The organism is Rufibacter sp. JT20002 (assembly GCF_056491185.1).
Genome location: NZ_JBSZJY010000006.1, coordinates 37,065 through 53,851 on the forward strand (window position 1 = coordinate 37,065; position 16,787 = coordinate 53,851).

The 16,787-nt window shown below is 47.7% G+C and carries 14 protein-coding genes and 2 tRNA genes; 9 read left to right on the plus strand and 7 right to left on the minus strand.

The genetic code is table 11. The features are described 5' to 3' along the window. Positions 1–375 precede the first annotated feature (375 nt). From ACW9SV_RS21455 to ACW9SV_RS21465, 3 genes are all read right to left on the minus strand, one after another. The gene (locus ACW9SV_RS21455; protein ID WP_479558835.1) at positions 376–1,908 is read right to left on the minus strand and encodes an ATP-binding protein; all 1,533 of its coding nucleotides are present in this window, start codon (positions 1,906–1,908) and stop codon (positions 376–378) included. A 1,405-nt stretch (positions 1,909–3,313) separates the two neighbouring features. Next, positions 3,314–3,386 (minus strand) — tRNA-Lys (locus ACW9SV_RS21460). 69 nt (positions 3,387–3,455) lie between these two features. After that, positions 3,456–3,528 (minus strand) — tRNA-Lys (locus ACW9SV_RS21465). Between the two features lie 69 nt (positions 3,529–3,597). On the opposite strand from ACW9SV_RS21465, the gene ACW9SV_RS21470 reads away from it, so the two are divergent. Continuing rightward, entirely contained in the window at positions 3,598–4,362 is a 765-nt protein-coding gene (locus ACW9SV_RS21470; protein WP_479558836.1) for an SH3 domain-containing protein, read from the plus strand. A gap of 54 nt (positions 4,363–4,416) precedes the next feature. On the opposite strand, the gene ACW9SV_RS21475 is transcribed toward ACW9SV_RS21470, so the two are convergent. Further along, positions 4,417–5,223 carry an SDR family oxidoreductase gene (locus ACW9SV_RS21475; protein ID WP_479558837.1) on the minus strand — a complete coding sequence of 269 codons (807 nt, stop codon included), beginning with the start codon at positions 5,221–5,223 and terminating at the stop codon, positions 4,417–4,419. Positions 5,224–5,424: 201 nt separating this feature from the next. Between ACW9SV_RS21475 and ACW9SV_RS21480 the strand changes: the two genes are divergently transcribed. The 4 genes from ACW9SV_RS21480 to ACW9SV_RS21495 all read left to right on the plus strand — a co-directional run bounded on the left by ACW9SV_RS21480 (position 5,425) and on the right by ACW9SV_RS21495 (position 8,815). Continuing rightward, entirely contained in the window at positions 5,425–6,456 is a 1,032-nt protein-coding gene (locus tag ACW9SV_RS21480; RefSeq protein WP_479558838.1) for an LA_2272 family surface repeat-containing protein, read from the plus strand. Between the two features lie 226 nt (positions 6,457–6,682). Then, the gene (rlmD, locus tag ACW9SV_RS21485) at positions 6,683–8,101 is read left to right on the plus strand and encodes a 23S rRNA (uracil(1939)-C(5))-methyltransferase RlmD (protein WP_479558839.1); all 1,419 of its coding nucleotides are present in this window, start codon (positions 6,683–6,685) and stop codon (positions 8,099–8,101) included. Positions 8,102–8,190: 89 nt separating this feature from the next. Further along, a complete protein-coding gene (locus ACW9SV_RS21490) occupies positions 8,191–8,559 on the plus strand; it encodes a hypothetical protein (protein WP_479558840.1) in 369 nt (122 codons plus the stop codon). Positions 8,560–8,581: 22 nt separating this feature from the next. Next, a complete protein-coding gene (locus tag ACW9SV_RS21495; protein ID WP_479558841.1) occupies positions 8,582–8,815 on the plus strand; it encodes an arsenate reductase/protein-tyrosine-phosphatase family protein in 234 nt (77 codons plus the stop codon). Positions 8,816–9,018: 203 nt separating this feature from the next. Here ACW9SV_RS21495 and thiL read toward each other — a convergent pair whose 3' ends face one another. Continuing rightward, positions 9,019–10,047, minus strand: coding sequence for a thiamine-phosphate kinase (thiL, locus tag ACW9SV_RS21500; protein WP_479558842.1), 1,029 nt, complete (start codon positions 10,045–10,047; stop codon positions 9,019–9,021). 200 nt (positions 10,048–10,247) lie between these two features. Between thiL and ACW9SV_RS21505 the strand changes: the two genes are divergently transcribed. Together ACW9SV_RS21505 and ACW9SV_RS21510 are read left to right on the plus strand one after the other, a co-directional pair. Beyond that, the gene (locus ACW9SV_RS21505) at positions 10,248–10,829 is read left to right on the plus strand and encodes a TetR/AcrR family transcriptional regulator (protein ID WP_479558843.1); all 582 of its coding nucleotides are present in this window, start codon (positions 10,248–10,250) and stop codon (positions 10,827–10,829) included. Between the two features lie 227 nt (positions 10,830–11,056). Beyond that, positions 11,057–11,698 (plus strand): hypothetical protein, encoded by a 642-nt coding sequence (locus tag ACW9SV_RS21510; RefSeq protein ID WP_479558844.1) that lies wholly within the window; start codon positions 11,057–11,059, stop codon positions 11,696–11,698. A 131-nt stretch (positions 11,699–11,829) separates the two neighbouring features. Here ACW9SV_RS21510 and ACW9SV_RS21515 read toward each other — a convergent pair whose 3' ends face one another. Together ACW9SV_RS21515 and ACW9SV_RS21520 are read right to left on the minus strand one after the other, a co-directional pair. Further along, positions 11,830–13,563, minus strand: a complete 1,734-nt coding sequence (locus ACW9SV_RS21515) for a M3 family oligoendopeptidase (protein WP_479558845.1) — start codon at positions 13,561–13,563, stop codon at positions 11,830–11,832. An 18-nt stretch (positions 13,564–13,581) separates the two neighbouring features. Then, a complete protein-coding gene (locus tag ACW9SV_RS21520; RefSeq protein WP_479558846.1) occupies positions 13,582–14,664 on the minus strand; it encodes a 2Fe-2S iron-sulfur cluster-binding protein in 1,083 nt (360 codons plus the stop codon). A gap of 174 nt (positions 14,665–14,838) precedes the next feature. Between ACW9SV_RS21520 and ACW9SV_RS21525 the strand changes: the two genes are divergently transcribed. Beyond that, the gene (locus ACW9SV_RS21525; protein ID WP_479558847.1) at positions 14,839–15,552 is read left to right on the plus strand and encodes a peptidoglycan DD-metalloendopeptidase family protein; all 714 of its coding nucleotides are present in this window, start codon (positions 14,839–14,841) and stop codon (positions 15,550–15,552) included. A 44-nt stretch (positions 15,553–15,596) separates the two neighbouring features. Next, positions 15,597–16,775 (plus strand): hypothetical protein, encoded by a 1,179-nt coding sequence (locus tag ACW9SV_RS21530; RefSeq protein ID WP_479558848.1) that lies wholly within the window; start codon positions 15,597–15,599, stop codon positions 16,773–16,775. Positions 16,776–16,787: the final 12 nt, after the last annotated feature.

The window sequence follows — 16,787 nt, forward strand, 5'->3', positions numbered from 1 at the left end:
AAGAACAATTAATTATCTTCTATGGCCAATTTAATAAAGAATTTGGACAATACTTAATTATTCCTGCATCTTATCACCCTATTTCTTTGTATCTAGAATGGTACGGATAGTCCTTTCCCAAGCTTTAACCTATCATGACTAATCCATACGAAAGAAGCGCGTACTCTTTCCGTGGATCGATCGGTAAGATCATTAGCTCACAAAAGCTTAACTGATGGATTTTGGTTGGTTTAAGGCTTGGGAAACGTGGATTGGAGGTCAAGAAGCAACCTTTGGCTGTTTCAAATAAACAGAAGGATGTGTGACAGAAACTTTCTAAGTAACCTTTAGTTTAAGGTACCGGGAAGGCAATACCCCACCGGCCCTAAATGTTCCTTAGCAGTACTGAATACTATGGGAGTCTATGTGTTGCACCAATTTGTTGAATAGGTCATGAGGGACAAAAGGTTTTGTCAGGTAGTCATTCACGCCAGCCTCTACAATTCTTTTGCGTTCTTCTTCGCTTGCATTAGCCGTTAAAGCAATAACCGGCACCTGACATCCTGCCTGCCGCAATCTGGAAACCGTTTGGAAACCATCAAGGTTAGGCATGTAAAGGTCCATCAAAACAAGATCATACGAAGTAGAACTGATCTTTGCCAAGGCTGCTAAGCCATCTTCAGCAGAATCTACTTCCGCATGCCAGTTGGTGAGCAGCTTTGTGGCAACGGTCTTGTTCATGACGTTGTCATCTACCACCAAAATCCGCACGCCTCTTAATTTGGTGAAAGGGATCTTACTGCCACCTGTCTTTGGAAGCGTTACCAAAGAGGCCTGAGGCTTCACAAATCTTAACCGCACATTGAAAACAGACCCTTCTCCTAACTTACTTTTCACCTGAATGCTTCCTTTATGAAGCTCCACCAGGTTTTTGGTAATGGACAAACCAAGTCCTGTTCCCCCATATTGTCTGTGGGTAGAAGCGTTTACCTGCGTAAAGCTTTCAAAGATAGAGCTTTGCTTTTCTGCTGGAATTCCAATACCGGTATCAGAGACTGAAAAATCAAGCACCCATTCCTGGTTGTTTTGGTACACCACTTCCACCCCTAGCTTCACAGAACCATGCTCCGTGAACTTGATGGCGTTGCTTAAGAGATTATTCAAGATCTGCATTAACCTGACAGGGTCACCAGCTACTTCTGAGGGCGTCAGCGGGTCAATAGAAAGATCAAAGTTAATCTTCTTTTCCATTGACCGTAAGCAAAGCGCCTGATGGGTGTTTTTCAACAAATCCTTTAGGTGGAAGTTTACTTTTTCCAGTTCAACCTTCCCAGCTTCAATCTTGGAGTAGTCAAGCGTGTTGTTGATTAAAGCAAGAAGGCTTTGAGAAGAAAAGTGAATAGAGTTTAAATTCTCTTTGTACTCATCTTTCAATCCGTCCTCCTGTAACAGGAGATAAGTGAGTCCCATGATCGCGTTCAAGGGGGTCCTGATCTCATGGCTCATATAAGAGACAAATTCTGCTTTTAACTGGGCGGCATGCTCAGCAGCTATCTTCTCAGAAATCAAGGTCCTTTCTTTCACTACATACTCGGTCACATTCTGAATAGTGCCGACAATCTTAGCGATCTTCAGGTTCTTGATCACAGTCTTACCCTTGACACGTAGCCACGAGGACTCATCTCCGTTTGGCACCTCAACCAGGCAATTTAGCTCTACCCCGTTATGAACCAAATCTTCCCAGGCCAGGAGCAGGCTGTCTCTACTTTCTTCTGTAAGGAAGGACCCGAAGTAATCAAAACCAGACAGGGTTAGGGATGAAGGAATATGCAACAACTCGTTTACGTACTCTGTGCAGAAGAATGTGTCTGTCTCCACTGAATACTCCCAAAAACCGGCTTCTAACAAGGAGCCAACCTCTACACTCAAGACTCCTGCCTGATGCAATTTCGGGGCCCCTTTGCTTTCCTTCGAAAATGCCGGAATCCTGGCAAGATTTTCAGAAAAAGACTTAACAGGTAAAATTGTGTTTGACTCCATTCCTTGAAAACAATATTGTGGAGACAGGTTTATTTCGCCATACGCACCAAATCCGTTCTCCTTTGCTTTACCTCTTAAAGAATTATCCCGGAAGATATAAAAACCAGAGTGTGAATTTGATGTATCGTAAAAGGTTGTGCCTAGGTTGAGAGACTCATTCACTCCTAACATCTTTCTTTTCCAAACCTTATCCGTTGAAATGGACAGCAATACCATCATCTGTTCCTTTGCCGCAGCAAAAAATGTTTTAATAGAATTTCTTACACCGCCTATTTTCAAGGAGGAAGAAGGCATTCTCAAAAGAGTATCAATTCCCTCCAAATGTTTAGAATAATATGAATCACCAGCAGAACTTGGGAATTGCAAGGACTGCCACTCATTCATGCCCTGAGATTCATTAACGGAGATTGGAGCAGACTTCATAAATAATTTATTTACTTATTCCCTTGGTCAAATATACAATAAAATATTAGTTATGTTAATTTTTGGCCCATTTTTTTGAAATAAATTACTGAAAAGTTATGAGTTTTACTCTATTACGCTAATATTTACTTAAAAAAGTTATATAAAGCCACTTTCAAGAAAACCTCTCTCCAAAGCTTATAAATTACTATATTTTCTAAATACGGCAGATTTACTTTAGATTATTGTGCCTGACTAATACAATGCCGCTTTCAAATTATCAAATCACTAATCATTGAATAAGCGGCAAAACACCTTTAATTGATGCTTAATTAAACAAAACCCTACTTCATTATTTAAATCTGATATTCAAGGGCTTATATACTCACTTAAGCTCTTAAACACCTTCATCAACCAGCCTTGCTAACTCAAAAAGGATGTTCCATGGAGCATAGCCCGGGGGGAGGAACTTGCCTTAGCAGACCATTATAAACGAAACGTATATAAAAAGTTTCACCTATCATTTACTAAAGTTTTGAATCACCTCTCCTTTAGCTTAAACCCAAGACTTTTCGTCTTTACCAACCCTTTCTACAATTACTGAAGGATGGCAACAAAGCTTCAGGTTTACTAATAAGAGGCGGATCTACTACAGTATAGATAGCTCTGGAACCAAGTGAGACGGGAGAACAGAGCAAAGCATTTACTGCCCACTTTCACATTGCATGTGTTTTCCGAGGGAATTTGTAAAAGGGCGCTTTTCTGAAAAGATGCTGTAAAACCCGGCTAAAAAACCCTAACCTCTTGTCTAGGCCGGTGCTGTTCAAAGCCTTTAACGACCTTAACCAACAGAAACAAAAAAGCCCCTCATCAAAAGATGAGGGGCTTTCAGTGATCCCGCTGGGATTCGAACCCAGGACCCATACATTAAAAGTGTATTGCTCTACCAGCTGAGCTACAGAATCAGGCAAATAAAAGAAGGTGGTAAAAAAAGCCTTTCCGGATGTTAGCCGGAAAGGCTTTGGATAAACCAGTGATCCCGCTGGGATTCGAACCCAGGACCCATACATTAAAAGTGTATTGCTCTACCAGCTGAGCTACAGAATCTTTTTACTACCTTTGCTTCGGAGGGCGTTACCCTCATTTGCGATGCAAAAGTATAATCACTTTCTGTAAATGCCAAACATTTTCCACAAATTCTATCTGCTTTTTTGTGTGGCAAGCTTCTTCTGGACGCAACCCATTCTGGCTCAATCGCCTACCACGGGCTTACAACAAGCAGATTCTTTGTTTGCCCAGCACAAGTATACCCAAGCATTAAAAATTTACGAGCAATTGCTCTCCAAACAGCGGCTTTACTCGCCCCAGATGCTTCTGAAAATGGCCTACATTCATGAAGGCTTGCAGCAATACACCCAATCGATGCATTATCTGCAGTTGTATTACAGCAAGCACCCCAGCAGATCAGTGCTGAGGAAAATGGAAGAAGTGGGTTTACAGCAACACCTCTCTGGGTATGAGTACACCGACTGGAACTTCTTCAAAACCCAGTTCTATAAATACTATACCCAAATATTAGAAATCCTGTTGGTAGGGGCGGTAATCGCCATTACCCTTATGGTGGTGAGTTGGGTTAAAAAGAAACAAATCAGTTCTGAGGCAAAAGCTGCTTTTCTGGTGTACCTGGGGTTTGTCTTCTATTTTGCCAACTTCTTGAGCCTAGACCAGCAAGGCATCATCCGGAACAGTAACGTGCCCATCATGACCGCCCCTTCGGCCGGGTCTGGGTTAGTAGCCACGGTAAGTACAGGCCATAAAGTGAATATTCTGGGAGAGCAGGACATCTGGTACCGGATTGAATGGGAAGACCAAACCGCCTACATCCGGAAAAACAATTTATTGCTCTTGCCCCAACCCTTGGGAGGCAAAAAGTTGTTCTAAAATCCATATCTCTGTTTCAGGGCAGCTTTACCTAAAACTGCCCTGAAACAGAGACTACTTAAAGGGAGAATCTGGCTCTTTCTTCATATGGTTGAAGACCAGTTTATCTGTTAGGCCCGGCAGCCATTTGCTCAGGAACACCGTTAATTTTCCCTGTCCTGTCATGACTAGCTCCCGGCGGCGTTTACGGGTACCCTCCAGAATAAGGTCTGCCACCTCCTCTGCCGTCATCATCTTGCCCTCATCGCGCGGCGACTCCCCTTGCTGACTGCCATCCGCAGCCAAGGCCGTATTGCGGATATTGGAGGCCGTAAACCCGGGGCAAGCGACCATTACATGCAGCCCTTGGTGAAGCGTCTCGGTCCGTAAAGCGCCCAAAAAACCTTGCATCGCAAACTTAGAGGCGGAGTACCCCGTTCTGCCCGGCAGCCCTTGATACCCGGCAATGGAAGACACCCCAATCACTGATCCTTTGGTTTGCAGCAGGTAAGGCAAGGCAAATTTGGTGCAGTACACCGTTCCCCAAAAGTTGATGTCCATCAGTTGCCGGATCACGTCTAGCTCCACTTCCTGAAAAAGCGCCCGCATACTGATGCCAGCGTTGTTCAACATCACATCAATCTTCCCAAACCGAGCTACCGTTTCATCAATAAGACGGCGGCAATCTGCTTCCACGCTTACATCACCCGGCACGGCTAAATACTCCACGCCGGCACCAGCCAACTCACGCCCTACTTCCTCCAGCTTTTGGCTATTCCGGCCCGAAATCACCACCTTACCGCCCGCTTTCCCAAACGCCAGGGCACAGGCTCTTCCAATGCCAGAAGATCCGCCGGTGATAATGATCACTTTATTTTTCATGATTTACTTCTTCTTTTAACAGCACCGCTGCCTATGCAAAGCTACTAAGTTTCTGAGTTCAACTTTGCCTCTTGGGGTTTCTTCTCTGGTTTTACCAGAACAGCCGGTTCAACTAAATGCGCATACCTGATAGGGGTAGAAGCGCTGAAAACCGTCCTTATCCCTAATAACCCATTTGGGCTTAGTTAGAAGTACTTAACCATGAAGACAATTTTTCTTTTTATTCTGGCAGTTTTCACCTTTACGGCAAACTGTTTTTCGCAGGACACTACAGGCGTTTCCCTGGAGTATAGACCCGTTCAGTTTTCGGTAGTTCCCGGGTTAGGTTCAAACGGCCGGCAAAGCGAGAAATTCTACACCTCATTTTCCTTCGGGATGCTAGGCGACAGAAACGGAGGCGTTAGCGGAGCCCAGATTAGTGGTTTGGTGAACCAAAACCGCTATTTCTCCAAAGGGGTGCAGATTGCAGGTTTAGTGAACCGGGTTGGAACCCCAACGCTGCACCTGACCATGCCACAACGGTTAAACCCAGATTCCATCCTTACGGCCGACGCCAGTTTAAGAGGCCTGCAGATTGGAGGCATCATTAACTCTGTGGCGGGTGATGTCAAAGGGGTGCAGATTGGGGGCGTGGTAAACTCTGCCAAGGGTGAACTGCAAGGTTTACAGATTGGGACCATTAACCGGGCGAGGCATTCAAAAGGGCTACAGATTGGGGTCATCAACATCGCCGATACCAGTAGTGGGGCCACCCTTGGTGTAGTGAACATCATACGGCATGGAGGGTACTACCGGGCCGAAATTTGGGCGGGGGAAACTTTTTTCGCCAATGCCGCCCTGAAGATGGGAACCCAGAAACTGTACTCCATTTTCGCCTTAGGATGGGGAGAGCACCAAGGTTTCCACCATCTGGGGTACGGCTTGGGACTAGGCTTCCCGGTCAGTCAAAATATGCACCTGGATGTCCTCATTTACCAGGTTAGCGAAGACAAAATCTGGACTACGGGCTCCAGCAACCTGTTAGAACAGGTTCGCCTCACCAGGGAGAGTTCCTTCGGGAAAGCATCTTTGTTTTATGGGGCTACTTTAAACGTCTTTGTTTCCAACAGAAAACCTTTGGCAACCGGGGAAGACCCGGGCATGAAACCAGAGCCGTGGCCTATCTTCGAAAACATCTCCCGGCAATCCAGGGTAGTCGTGTGGCCGGGCGTAAACGTTGGAATCCGGCTTTAAGCCATCGTCTTTTGGAGCTCTTTTTTCAGTAAGAAGCCTTAAACGAGCTATTGGCGTTTTTTCAAGCTTGAGGATTCTGACAGGTTTTTAAAATGCCCTAAAACTACAATCGTCTCTGGAAACTCATTTTTGTTGGTTTCTGCCCAAGTTCACTAAAATAGCCTTAAAGCGTCATTTCCTTTAATTGCGCACGCATGCAGAGTTTTCTTTGTAATTTTGCGGCATCGTGAGAAGACACAAGAAAAGAAAAAGCAAATACAACATCCTTCCGCAACTGAAAGTGGAAGAGATGGCCGCTGAGGGGAAGTGCCTGGCCAGATATGAGAACCTGGTGGTTTTTATCTCAGACGTGGCTCCCGGCGACATAGTGGATGTGCGGGTAACCAAAGAGAAAAAGAATTTCCTGGAAGCCGTACCGGTTCATTTCCATGCCTATTCAGAACTCCGGACCCAGCCGTTCTGTGAGCATTTTGGGGTTTGCGGTGGCTGCAAGTGGCAGCATATCCCGTATGACACCCAGCTGTTCTTTAAGCAGAAGCAGGTGAATGACAACATAGAGCGCATTGGCAAAATCAAAGGCCATGAAATGCTCCCTATCCTCCCCTCTGACCGGGTGAGTTTCTACCGAAATAAACTGGAGTTTACGTTCTCAGATAACGCCTGGCTTACCAAAGAGCAAATAGATAGCGGCGAGGAACTGGAAAGACGGGCCCTCGGTTTCCACATCCCGTTGCGCTTCGACAAGATTGTGGACCTGCGGCACTGTTACCTGCAGCCTGCCCCCTCTAATGAGATCAGGTTGGCGGTGAAGCAGTACGCGCTGGAACAGAACCTACCGTTTTTTGACCTAGTAAAACAGGAAGGATTTCTGCGCAACCTCATCATCAGAACCGCCAATACCGGAGATCTGATGGTGATTGTGCAGGTTTTCCAAGACCGTCCTGAGTGGCTTCAGCCTCTGTTGGATTTCCTGTTGCGGGAATTTCCGCAGATTACGTCGCTGCAGTACGTAGTTAACAGCAAAGGCAACGAGACCTTCCATGACCTGGAGGTAGTGTGCTACCACGGCGAGCCGTACATCCATGAGCAGATGGAGGGCCTTCGTTTCAGGGTAGGGCCCAAGTCTTTTTACCAGACCAACTCAGAGCAGGCCTACAACCTGTACAAATTAGCGCGGGAGTTTGCCCTTCTGAACGGAACCGAGACCGTGTATGACCTGTACACCGGGGCAGGTACCATTGCTAACTTCGTGGCCCGGTCTGCCGCGCAGGTGGTGGGTATTGAGTACGTGGCCAGCGCCATTGAAGACGCCAAGATCAACTCACAGATCAACGACATCACCAACACGCACTTCTACGCTGGCGACATGAAAGACGTGCTCACCGATGAGCTTTTCGCCCGTCATGGCCGCCCCGAGGTGATCATTACCGATCCACCGCGCGCGGGTATGCACCCAGACGTGGTCAAGAAACTGTTGGAGGTGAAAGCCAGCCGTATTGTGTACGTAAGCTGTAACCCTTCTACCCAAGCCCGCGACTTGGAGATGCTCTCTGAACTATACGATATAGTTAAGATTCAGCCGGTAGACATGTTCCCGCAGACCTACCATGTAGAAAGCGTAGCCCTCCTCACTTTAAGAGGATAAACGTTCTGTTTGCGGGCTGATTTTGGTAAATAAGCCCGCAAACAGCAAAACAAAGTAACCCGCAAGTAGCATTTCACAGTAGTAACACCATGCAAAACGACCCAGAACTGAACGGTAAATATTTGGGCACCATCACCAAAGACTTTGTGCAGGTGTCTGATACGTTAAAAGAGGCTTCTTACCTGATTAGAAAGCGGGAGATCTCTAAGTACCCCATCTTTGTATTCTCCAGGGAAGTCACCAAAATTGGAGGCCTGATCATTGCCGCCGAGGAACGGAACCTGGAATGGAACATCAATGCGTCTTACTTAGAGGACTTTGTGGGCCGCAAACTGGTATTGGAAGACAAAATTGAGGATTTCCAGCAAGCTTACCGCGATGCCGATGAGTATTGCTGCCTTTTTGTGGTAGACCGTGAGTTCATGAGCTTCGTGTTCGTGCCCTATCCTGAGGACTAGGCGCTTCTACCAGAAATAACGCATGAACGTTCTTTTCATTTGCAGCCGAAACCAATGGCGGAGCCCCACCGCCGAGAAGGTCTTCCAGCACGTTGCCGGACATTCGTTTAGGTCAGCTGGTACTTCTGAGAGCTCCCGCATCAAGGTCTCGGAAAAGCTGATGGATTGGGCCGACCTGATTTTGGTGATGGAGAAGAATCACAAGCAAATACTACTCGCAAAATACGGGGCCATGGCCAGAGGCAAGAACATCTAGGTGTTGAACATCCCAGATGACTACGCGTACATGGATGCTGAACTGGTAGAGATGCTGGAGACCTCCGTAGCGCCATTTCTGGAAGAAGAATTGTAAACTCCGTTTTTCGTTTCTAACCATCTTTTACAAAAAGACCCCTAAAACAGAATCGCCCGGCAGATAAGTCTGCCGGGCGATTCTGTTTTAGGTTAAGAAGGCACTGCTTACCCAAAGTGGTTCCAGCCCTGCGCCTTTATCGGGAAGGTGTTACCGCTTGGAGTAACCAACCGCACGCCTTCGCCGGCATCGGTGATGTTCCCGATGATGGTGATATCTGGGTGGTTTCTGATTTTGTCATAGTCGCCCATCTTCACGGTAAAGAGCAATTCATAGTCCTCGCCCCCGTTCAAAATACAGGTCACTGGGTCCAGCTTGAATTCCTCGGCCGTTTCCAAGGTTTGGTGGTCGGCGGGTAGTTTATCCTGGTAGATGGCGGCCCCTACCCTGCTTTGCGAGCAGATGTGCAGCAACTCAGAACCCAATCCGTCTGAGATATCAATCATGGACGTAGGGTGCACGCCCAGCTCTTTCAGTTCATGAATCACATCCATGCGAGCCTCGGGGCGCAACTGGCGGCCAATCACGTAATCTTTCCCTTCCAATTCAGGTTGGGTCTCCGGGTCGGCCAGGAACGCTTGCTTTTCGCGCTCCAACAGCTGTAACCCTAAATAGGCACCTCCCAGGTCTCCGGTCACACAAACCAGGTCATTGATCTGGGCGGTGCTTCGTAATACGGCTTTTCCTTTCTCCACCTCACCCAGAGCGGTGATGCTGATGACCAAACCACCTCGTGAGGCAGTGGTATCGCCGCCCACCAGATCTACCTTGTAGTTCTCGCAGGCTAACCGCATTCCGGCGTACAGTTCCTCAATGGCTTCCACCGTATAGCGGGCCCCAATGGCCAGGCTCACCACAATCTGGGTAGGGATGGCGTTCATGGCCGCGATGTCTGACACGTTCACCGCCACGGCCTTGTAGCCTAAGTGCTTTAAAGGGCAGAACGTAAGGTCAAAGTGCACGTTCTCCACCAGCATGTCTGAGGTGATCACAATCTGCTTCTGCCCAGGTTCCAGCACGGCGGCATCATCGCCAATGCCCACCACCGTGGAGGCCTGGTTGATTTCTATATTTTCCTGCAAACGGCGAATCAAACCAAACTCGCCCAAGGTATCTAAAGAGGTATATTCTGACATAATCTATCTACTTATCGTAGTTTTTCTCCTAAATCTATAGGAGATATACGTTTTCGTCTTATTTTTAGAAAAACTTGCCTAAAACGCAAAGATAGCTTTTCCCCCGCACCTTTCATCGCCCGGATGTTCCGGCCCAGGTGACAAACTAAATTTGCTAACGGGCGTTCGCATTAGTAGCTTTGACTGTAAACAGTACCTCTATGTCCAGCACCCAATTGTCGCGTAAAGAACAAATAGACCAAGTCGCCACTTCCCTTTTCAAGTCCAGAGGCTTTGCCGCCACCACCATGCGTGACCTTGCCTTAGAGTTAGGAATTGAAGCGGGCAGCCTTTACTCCCATATCAAATCAAAGGAAGACATTCTGCAACGCGTCTGTTTCAAGATGGCCGATGAGTTCAATGCTGCCTTTGACGAGGTGAAAAACCAGGATGTACCGGCAGGCGAGAAACTACGCTTAGCCGTAGCGGCGCACGTGCGGGTCCTGACCAAAAACCCACCCGCCGCCGGAGTATTCCTGAACGAATGGCGCCACTTGAGCGAACCCTCACTAAGTAAATTCCATGACATGCGTTTCCGGTATGAGGAAAGTTTACGGGAGATTGTGCGCGAAGGTATTGCCAGCGGCGAGTTTAAAGTGAACGACGAGAAATTTGTGGTTTTAACGCTCCTTTCCAGCTTGAACTGGCTGCACATGTGGTACAAACCAGAAGGCAAGATGAGCCCCGACGAGATCGCCGAGTTCCTTTCCAACCTGCTGTTGAACGGGCTTAAGAACTTCTAACTCTGACGGTTTCTGCTGCTCAAAATCTCAGCCGCTTTCCAGCGTTCCTCTGTGCAAGCGCCCTTTCAAGCTCCTGTTTCCTTTTTCTTTTAGAAGGATGCAACTTATTGAAGGGTTTGCGTTGTAACGGGAAGAGGAACAGATACGTTTGCAGGGTGTCTGGTTTAAGACAAAGCCCCGGCCAAAAAAAGAAACAGGTATCGGGCGGCTTCATTTACAGTAGAAACATGAGAAAAAATATCTTCTTTGGACTAACCGTGGCGGTGATCATGAGTTTAGCCGGCTGCTCCAAAGATTCAGGAAGGTCTGGGCCGCTTGCCCGCCCTATTTCAGACGAGCAATTAAAGCAGGAATTAACGGTCCTTTCAGACACGCTTACCGGAAAATGGAACGTGATGATGTGGAGCGACAGCGTGAAAACCCAGCAGATGGAAGAAATGTTGGCCGCCATACCCCCCGGAGCCATTGAGGCGCAGAAACGCGCCGAGTTGCAGCAGGCTATCCGACGCCTGCAAACCCTGCGCTATGACCGTAACAGCGTACGCGACTCTGACCGGATTGACGCCTATGATGCCGCCCAAGATTCGGTGTGGAATGCCTTGCGCGCTTTCCTTCCGGCTGATGGCCCTACCGGCGTAGCGCGAGTTGACTCCTTAAACGAATCCATCACGGCCCACCAGACGGAGACTGTTTTCTACCGGGGCCGTTATGACCAAACCGCCAAAGAACTGAACACGCTTCTCAGGCGCTATAAAAAACAAGTGCCTAAACTGGGCAAACCCTTTGACACCTTGCAACCTGCCCCGCTCTTCCAGTGGGTAGACAAGGATGCCAAACCCACCAATGAAGACGAGGAAGAAGTGCAATAGCAAAGCTCCCTTCAAATATCAGAGCAGCATTCAAGCTGAATAGCAAAAACAGAAAAGCCTCAGAGTTCATCTGAGGCTTTTCTGTTTTTGGCGGGTTTTTAGAATTCAGAGGCAAAACGCCCCAACTTTCCTTATCCTAGCTGAGCAAGCTCGTCTTTGACAAAATCAACCAGGGTCTGGATGTAGTCACTGGAGAAATCAAACCGTATACCGGCGGCCTCGTAAATCTCCCCGATGGTAGCGGTATAGCCCAGGCTAAGCGCTTTCTTGTATCCATCAAGCGCACCCTCGGGGTCAGATTTATACCGTTTCCAAACCGCAACGGCCCCTAACTGCGCCATGGCATACTCTACATAATAGAAGGGTACTTCGTAGAGGTGCAGTTGCTTTTGCCAGATATAAGGCTTCACGTGCTCTAATCCGTTCCAATCCACTTCCTGCAGGTTGAACTCCTCAAAAATGCGCACCCAGTTTTGGTGGCGCTCTTCTACCGTATGGGTAGGGTTCTCATACACCCAATGCTGGAATTTGTCAATGGTTGCTACCCATGGGAATGTTTCCAATACGCCTTCCAGATGCTGGCGTTTGGCACGGACCAGATCTTCTTGGTTAGGGAAGAAAATATCCCAGTGGTCAAGGGTCAGCAGTTCCATAGACATGGAAGCGAGCTCTGCCACTTCGGAAGGCGGATGTTTGGCCGCGTTCAAGGGTAAGTCCCGGGTCAAGAAAGAATGAACGGCGTGGCCTCCTTCGTGCAGCAAGGTCACCACATCGCGGAGCGAGGAGGTCGCATTCATAAAGATGAACGGTACGCCAATTTCATCCAAGGGGTAATTATACCCGCCCGGGGCTTTTCCCTTGCGGGATTCCAGGTCCAAGTGGCCCATTTCACGCATGGTCACCAGGCAATCGCCTAAGAAAGAATCAAGGCGGTAGAAGCAGTCAATGGTTTTGGTGAGGAGTTCCTCACCAGTCTGGAAAGGCTCCAACGGAGGCAATCCACTGGGGTCTACGTCCATGTCCCAAGGTCTCAAAGCGTCTACCCCCAATAGCTCCTTGTGCTCCAAGTCAATCTGACGAGTAACCGGTACTACTTTTTCTTTAATGGCTTGGTGGAAAGAGAACGTGTCTTCAGGACCATAGTCAAACCGGCCAAGGGCAGCGAACATGTAATCTCTGAAGTTCTCAAAACCGGCGTTCACGGCTACCTGGTGGCGCAATTGAATCAGCTCGGTGTAGAGCTCGTCCAGCTTTTCTTTGTCCTCCAACCGTCGGTTCTGGATAGCCAGATAGGCTTCTTCGCGAACGGCCCGGTCCGTTTGCTTGAGGCGGTCTGCGGCGCGCTGCAGGGTCATCTCTTCGCCATCCAGCGTGACCATCATGGCTCCGGCAATGGCGCCGTATTGCTGCTGCTTGGTGCTGATCTCTGTTTGCAGCGGAATATTCTCCTCCCGGAACAACTCTATAGCCCGGCGCACGCCCCGCAGATAAATGCGAAATTTCTGCTCATCAAGCCCGTCTATGTACGGCGATTCCACCAGTTTACGGTTGAAGGCATCGTCATACGGAGAGGCTTTGGGCTCGATCTCGGTCACGAAGAACTGAAACGCCTGGGTGAGGGCCTCGTCTTGGGTGTTGCAGGTCATTCTAATGTAACGCCAAGCAAGGTTCTCAGAGAGCACGCTCTCCAGTTCGCTGCGGTCAGCGATCCATTTCTCCAGGTCTGCCTGCGAGTTGATCTCACGGGTTTTCAGTTCCTCAAAGTATGACTCCAGCGATTCCCAATCTCCTACCTCAAAATCGGCGGGAAGGTACTGGCGGGTTTTGCGTTCTGGCAACGCGAGCGTTTGGGAGGTATTTTCCATAAAACAGGTCAAAAACAATTAACCAATCTCAATCACCACATCGGCGGTGAGCGGATGGCCAACGCAATTCAAAACGTATCCTTGGGCGATTTCGGCATCAGACAAGCCTTCACGCTCATCTAAATGCACTCGGCCGCTTACACATTTCCCCATGCAGGCCGTGCAAAGTCCGGCCTGACAAGAGTAAGGTAAGTCAATATCGGCTCTCAGGCCAGCTTCCAGAATGGTATCGGTAGGTTTTACTTCTACCTGGTACTCCTGACCTTCATAAATCAGGGTTACAGTGCGAGTGATGATCTCGTCAGACTCTGGTGCGGCGATCACATCCACGGAATGGGCCTCTGGACCAGTGGGTGCCGTGAAACTTTCCTTATAGATCTGGTTGGCGGGCACATCCATGAAATTGAGGGCTTCGCGCACCTCGTGCATCATGCCTTCTGGTCCGCACATGTAGTAGCTTTCCTGCTGGTAACCCGGTACTTTCAGGTCTTGCAACAGACGCAGCACCATGGAGCGGTCCAGCAAGCCAATGTGCTCCTGCTTTTCAGTCGCATCTACTAAGGCCTCGTTGAAAACGTGAACTACTTTCAGTTTATCTGGGTGCTGCTGCTCTAACTGGGCCAGTTGGTCTTTGAAGATAACAGAATCCACGTTGCGGTTACCGTAGATAAGAGTGATCCGGCTCTGTGGTTCATATTTCAACGTGCTTTTGAGCATAGACATGAGAGGAGTGATACCGCTACCGCCGCCAAATAAGAAGATGTGGCGTTTCTGGGAAGGCTCAGGCTTCAGGACGAAGTTGCCTAGCGGGGCCATCACTTCAATGGTTTGTCCTACTTGCGCGTTTTCTGCCAAAAAGTTAGATACCAGCCCACCTTCTACGCGCTTCACGGTCACTGAGAAATACGGCTCTTCCGGAATGCTGCACAGCGAGTAGGACCTGCGCACTTTCTGACCGTTTACCGGCAGAATCAAGGTCAGGAACTGGCCCGGAACGTAGGGAATGCTTTTTTTATCTGGATGGTCTAAATGAAGCGTGATGGCATCTGAGGTTTCTTGGGTGATGTCCACCACTTTCATGTTGAAATAAGCGTTGCTCATAGTTTATATACGAAAGACGTAGGTGTTTCGGGTTGACTAACTTTTTATAAGGGAGGAAAGTTACAACATTTCAGTAACCCTCCCGAACTTAGGGTAAAAAAAGCGGTCGGACGTTTGTTTTTCCCCTATCTTTCCCAATTAATTCTACACCAGTTTACGTTTCAGAGGCTTTTTATGGAAAACTCTTCCAAACTGATTTCGCTCCTTTCTACCTATTCTTCCTTTGCCCCCATACTAGACCATAGCTTAAACGCAGATGACGTGGTGAAGCTGGATTTCACCTCAGCAAATGCGGCTTTGCTCCAGGCTGATTTGCGAGACACTGCCTCGTTTGAGCAATTTGTGCTGGAGATGCTGCGCCAGAAAAACGCCACTGTAGGTGTAGGTGGTTATTTTGAAGACCGGGTTATTTATCGCCGCAGCGAGCATTTTGAGGGAGCCGTTGAGCCTAGATCTGTTCATTTAGGAGTAGACATCTGGGCTCCGGCAGGTATTCCTTTGTATACGCCACTAGCAGGCACCGTGCACAGCTTTCAGGACAACGCCAACTTTGGGGATTATGGACCCACTATCATTCTGCAGCATGAATTGGAAGGTATTCCGTTTTACACCTTGTATGGTCACTTGAGCCGCACCTCATTGGACAGACTGTTCGTAGGAAAGCCTCTTGCGGCGGGAGATCAGGTAGCCACCATGGGTCCCTACCCCGAAAACGGCGACTGGCCTCCGCACCTGCACTTCCAACTCATGACCGACCTCCTAGGCAAAAGCGGGGATTTCCCAGGGGTATGCGCTCCTACTGAAGAGGATTTTTATCGGCAGATCTGCCTTGATCCAAACCTGATTTTAAGGTCAAAGCATTTAAACGGAGTCCCTGATCAAGTTTAAAAGGGTTTCCAAATTGATATATATTAAGAGTAATAAAAGGCAGTATGCGTGAGAGTCTAAAGCTGTTGCTCCTCTTTTTGGCTATTTCAGCTGTAATTTTAATTCGAGTTGCCTTAGAACCTGATGGCTTCACTACCCCAGATTCTATTCATTATCTTAAGGCTTCTCAAGCCTTGCTGGAAAGTGGCAAACTAGAATATCTTTTTAAAGGTCGGGATTTCTTTTATACGTCTTGGCCCATGGGACATTCTTTAGCAATTGCTACTCTCACTTACCTAGGCCCCTTCTCTCTCCTGATAAGTTCTAAGCTAGTGAATCTGTTTTGGCTAGGGTTGGCCCTGGTTCTGATCTATAAACTCTTTCCTAAAAATGCATTTTGGATTGGTCTGGTTTTCTGCGCAAACTCTCTACTAAACATCTTTTCTTACACTTGGTCTGAAGGAGGTTTTATGGTGCTAATGCTCTGGTATAGCATCGCTTTGCATCATTTTCTCACAAAGCCCCAAGAAAGGCCTGAGTGGGCATTTCATCTATTTTTTTCCATTGTAACCACATTCTTGTACAGATACTTTGGAGGCTTCTTATTGGGGGTATTATCCTTTTTTGGTCTATACTTTCTTTGGAAGAGGAACTGGAAAATAGTTTCTATGCTGATTTTGATAGCGGTTGGAGTAATTAGTTTTATAGGCAGCTATTTTCTGTACATAAAACAGAACTCAGGCTACTATGCAGGGCAATACAGACCTTTTGCGGAGGAGACTTTTTCATACCTTTTAAAGAACCTGCTGCAGACCCAATTCAATGAACTGCTGATAATTCGAAAATTCAACTTTCATGAGCTCGATAAAGCCTCGTTTCTTTTCTTAATGATTCAATCAGCAATTACCCTCTTTGTCTTATTCAAAATAAGGAAAGTAGTTGCCTTGAAAAAATTAATGTCTCCCACCAAGGAAGACAGTCTGCCACTGGCATTTGCATTCACTGGTATCTGCTATTGGGTTGGCATTGTCACTATGCGTTTCTTTATGCACTTTGACCTGTTTGATTTTAGGTTGATTTCACCTGCAACCTTCCTTTTTCTGGTAGCCATCCACGCATATTTGGCGTCGCCGAAAAGGGCTCAAATTTTAGAAAGAATACAGAAACCAATCGCATTTCTCTACTTTCTTGCTTTGGCCCATGGCCTTTACAAGAAACAGCTGTTGTTGCTCTTCATAAGTTAACTCTGGTAGTAA